This window comes from Bradyrhizobium sp. 1 (assembly GCF_023073315.1).
Lineage (GTDB): Bacteria > Pseudomonadota > Alphaproteobacteria > Rhizobiales > Xanthobacteraceae > Bradyrhizobium.
In genome coordinates, this window is record NZ_JADPJH010000010.1 from 334,522 (window position 1) to 337,777 (window position 3,256).

The window sequence follows — 3,256 nt, forward strand, 5'->3', positions numbered from 1 at the left end:
CTAACCCTCTCCCCGTAAGAACGGGGAGAGGGAACAGAAGCACCGCCTCACCCCACCAGCTCCGCTTGCCAACCCCCGCTGCGCACCTGCTCGGCGATCAATCCGAGCATTAACCGTCGCATCTCTTCCATCGCATACGTCATCGGACGGTTGCGCAGGCGGCAGAGATAGAGTGTGCGGGTCAGCTTCGGCTCGATCACCTTGCGTGCGACCAGGCGGCCGGCCGCTAGCTCCTCCCGCGCGAACAGTTTTGTCGCGATGGTGCAGCCGAGCCCTTCCACCAGCGCGCCGGTCATCCCGGTGATCGAATTGGCGTGCAGGATGGCGCCGCCCTCCAGCCGCTTCAGCAACACCGGATCATCCAGCAGCGCGCGCGAGGACAGGCCGAGGCCGTAGCGCAGCAGGATCAGCGGCAACCGATTCAGCTCCTCGAACCGGATCGGGGTCTTGCCCTTGCCGACCAGCTTTGGAATGCCGACGAGGAACATCTCCTCTTCGAGCACGGCTTCCGCGATCAGCTCCTTCTCCGACGGCGGATTGTAGACCAGCGCCAGATCGACATTGGAGATCATCAGGTGCATCAGCGTCGCGCCGGACAGGCTCTCGGTGAGCGACAGCTTGAGCTTGGGATATTTGGTGAGAACAATGCGCATCAGCTCCACGCCGATCGCCTTGACGCCGGAATTCGCCATGCCGATCGAGATGTCGCCGGCAATGACGCGGGCGCCCTCGCGCACCTCGGTCTCGGCCTCCGCCATCGCGCGCAGGATGATGCGGGCGTGCTCATAGAGCCGCTCGCCGGCGGCCGTCGGTTCCATGCCGCGCGGCTTGCGCTCGAATAGCGGCGTTGCAAATTCGGCTTCCAGGTTCGAGATATGATGGCTCAGCGCGGACTGCGCGACATTGACCTGGTCAGCCGCGCGCGACAGGTTGCGCTGCTCGTAGACGGCGATGAAATAGCGGAGCTGGCGCGAATCCATGTCGATCTAGCGTTCTAGAACTGCGAAGGTAATCTTCGACAGATTATATTTTTCAGAAGGCTTGTGAAGGCCTAGTCTTCGATGGCCGAACGAACAGGGAGTGCCGCATGACAGGGACCGGATTGCCGCTCGAAGGCGTGCGGGTCGTCGAGATGACCCACATGGTCATGGGGCCGACCTGCGGCATGATCCTGGCGCAGCTTGGTGCCGAGGTGATCAAGGTCGAGCCGCCCGCCGGCGACAAGACACGGAGTCTGGGTGGCATGGGGACGGCGTTCTTTCCGCTGTTCAACCGTGGCAAGCGCAGCGTGGTGCTGGACTTCGAGAAGCCGGAGGATCGTGACACCATGCACCGGCTGTTGGATACGGCCGACGTGTTTCTCGAAAATTTTCGCGATGGCCAGCTCGACAAGCAGGGGCTCGGGCCCGAGGACCTGCGCCGCCTTCATCCGCATCTGATCGTGGCCGGCCACAAGGGCTTTCTATCCGGCCCCTACGAGCATCGCCCGGCGCTCGACGAGGTCGTGCAGATGATGTCGGGACTCGCCGCCATGACCGGCACCAAGGAGAAGCCGCAGCGTGTCGGCTCCTCCGCCAACGACATCATGGGCGGCATGTTCGGCGTGATCGCGATTCTGGCGGCGCTGTACCAGAAGCGCGGCGGAAAGCGCGACGGCGCCGACATCCGCATCGGCCTGTTCGAGAACTGCCTGTTCCTGGTCGCCCAGCACATGGTCGAGTACGAGATGACCGGCAACAAGCCGCGCTCGATGCCGGAGCGCGAGCACGCCTGGCCGATCTACGACATCTTTGATGCCGCCGGCGATGGACGCATTTTCATCGGCGTCGTGACCGAGGGGCACTGGCAGAGCTTCTGCCGCGAGTTTGGCCTTGCAGATCTTCTCGATGATCCCGCCTTGCGGACCACGACCGACCGCATCCTGGCGCGGCCGCGGATTCTTCCGCGCGTGGCCGAGATCATCCGGCAGTGGAACGTCGCCGAGCTGTCGCAAAAGCTCGATGCGCTCAACATCTGCTTCTCGCCGATCAACCGGCCTGAGGATCTCCTGACCGACCCGCATGTGCTGCGGCCCGGTGGCCTCGTCACCAACATCACCGCCGACGGCAAACCGTTCCATGTGCCGGCGCTGCCGCTCGAATGGAACGGCAGCCATTTCGGTGAAGGCCTGAAAGTCGCGCCGCTCGGCGCCGACACAGCGGCCGTTCGCGCCGAGATCGATAACAACGACGTCACGTCAAAAGCCGCTGGGAGGCGCGCATGAGCCGGATCGAGACGATTTACCCCGCGGACCGCGTCAGCCTGCGCGAGGTCGGTTTGCGCGATGGGCTCCAGCTCGTGAAAAAGATTCCCTCAACCGAAGCGAAGCAGCGCTGGGTGCGCGAGGAATATGCCGCCGGCGTGCGGCATTTCGAGGTCGGATCGTTTCTGCCGGCAAAAACCTTTCCGCAGTTCGTCGACGTTCGTGACGTCGTTGCGGCGGTCGCGAGCCTGCGAGGTGCTCATGGCGTCGCGCTCGCGCTCAACGAACGCGGCGTCAACGAGGCCCTCGAATCCGGTGTCGGCGAGATCGCGTCGGTGGTCTCGGCCACGGAAGAGCACAGCCAGGCCAACGCCCATCGCTCGCGCGACTCCGCGATCGCCAATGTGAAGCGGCTCTGCGAGATGCGCGATGCCAGTTCTCACAAGCCGCTGGTAAATGCCGCGATCTCGATGGCGCTGGGCTGCTCGATCACCGGCGCGGTCGATCCGGTGGAGGTGCTGCGTCTCGTCGACAAGTGCCTGGAGGCCGGCGTCGATTTCGTCGCGATCGCCGACACCGTTGGCTATGCCGGGCCGAAGCAGGTCGCCGAGTTGACGCGTGCCGCGGTCAAGCTTTCCGGATCGAAGCCGATCTGCATCCATCTCCACGACACCCGCGGCATGGGCATCGCCAATGCGTCCGCCGCGCTGGACGAAGGTGCGCGCATCCTCGACGGCTCACTCGGCGGCCTCGGCGGCTGCCCCTTCGCGCCGGGCGCGACCGGCAATGTCGTGTTCGAGGACCTGGTGTTTCTCTGCGAGAGCAAGGGCTTTGCGACGAGCATCGATCTGGAGAAGCTGATCGCGGTGCGCAGGATCTTGCGCGAAGAGATGCCAAACGAAGCGCTGTATGGCGGGATGGCGCGGGCCGGTTTGCCGAGCGGGAGCGCTGCGAAGGCGGCGTGAGCTTTTCTTCCCTTCTCCCCTTGTGGGAGAAGGTGGCGCGAAGCGCCGG

At 64.5% G+C, this 3,256-nt stretch carries 3 protein-coding genes; 2 read left to right on the top strand and 1 reads right to left on the bottom strand.

What is annotated here, in order from left to right:
- Positions 1–47: 47 nt before the first annotated feature.
- Positions 48–980, bottom strand: coding sequence for a LysR family transcriptional regulator (locus tag IVB29_RS04230; RefSeq protein WP_247502127.1), 933 nt, complete (start codon positions 978–980; stop codon positions 48–50).
- 107 nt (positions 981–1,087) lie between these two features.
- On the opposite strand from IVB29_RS04230, the gene IVB29_RS04235 reads away from it, so the two are divergent.
- Positions 1,088–2,263, top strand: a complete 1,176-nt coding sequence (locus IVB29_RS04235) for a CoA transferase (RefSeq protein ID WP_247502128.1) — start codon at positions 1,088–1,090, stop codon at positions 2,261–2,263.
- On the top strand, positions 2,260–3,207 hold the full coding sequence (locus IVB29_RS04240; protein WP_247502129.1) for a hydroxymethylglutaryl-CoA lyase: 948 nt from the start codon (positions 2,260–2,262) through the stop codon (positions 3,205–3,207). Before IVB29_RS04235 ends, IVB29_RS04240 begins: the two co-directional genes overlap by 4 nt.
- Positions 3,208–3,256 lie beyond the last annotated feature (49 nt).

Excerpts from the sequence above, each read along its gene's own strand:
- IVB29_RS04230 (WP_247502127.1), bottom strand. The coding sequence starts at position 980 with ATGGATTCGCGCCAGCTCCGCTATTTCATCGCCGTCTACGAGCAGCGC.
- IVB29_RS04235 (WP_247502128.1), top strand. The coding sequence starts at position 1,088 with ATGACAGGGACCGGATTGCCGCTCGAAGGCGTGCGGGTCGTCGAGATG.
- IVB29_RS04240 (WP_247502129.1), top strand. The coding sequence starts at position 2,260 with ATGAGCCGGATCGAGACGATTTACCCCGCGGACCGCGTCAGCCTGCGC.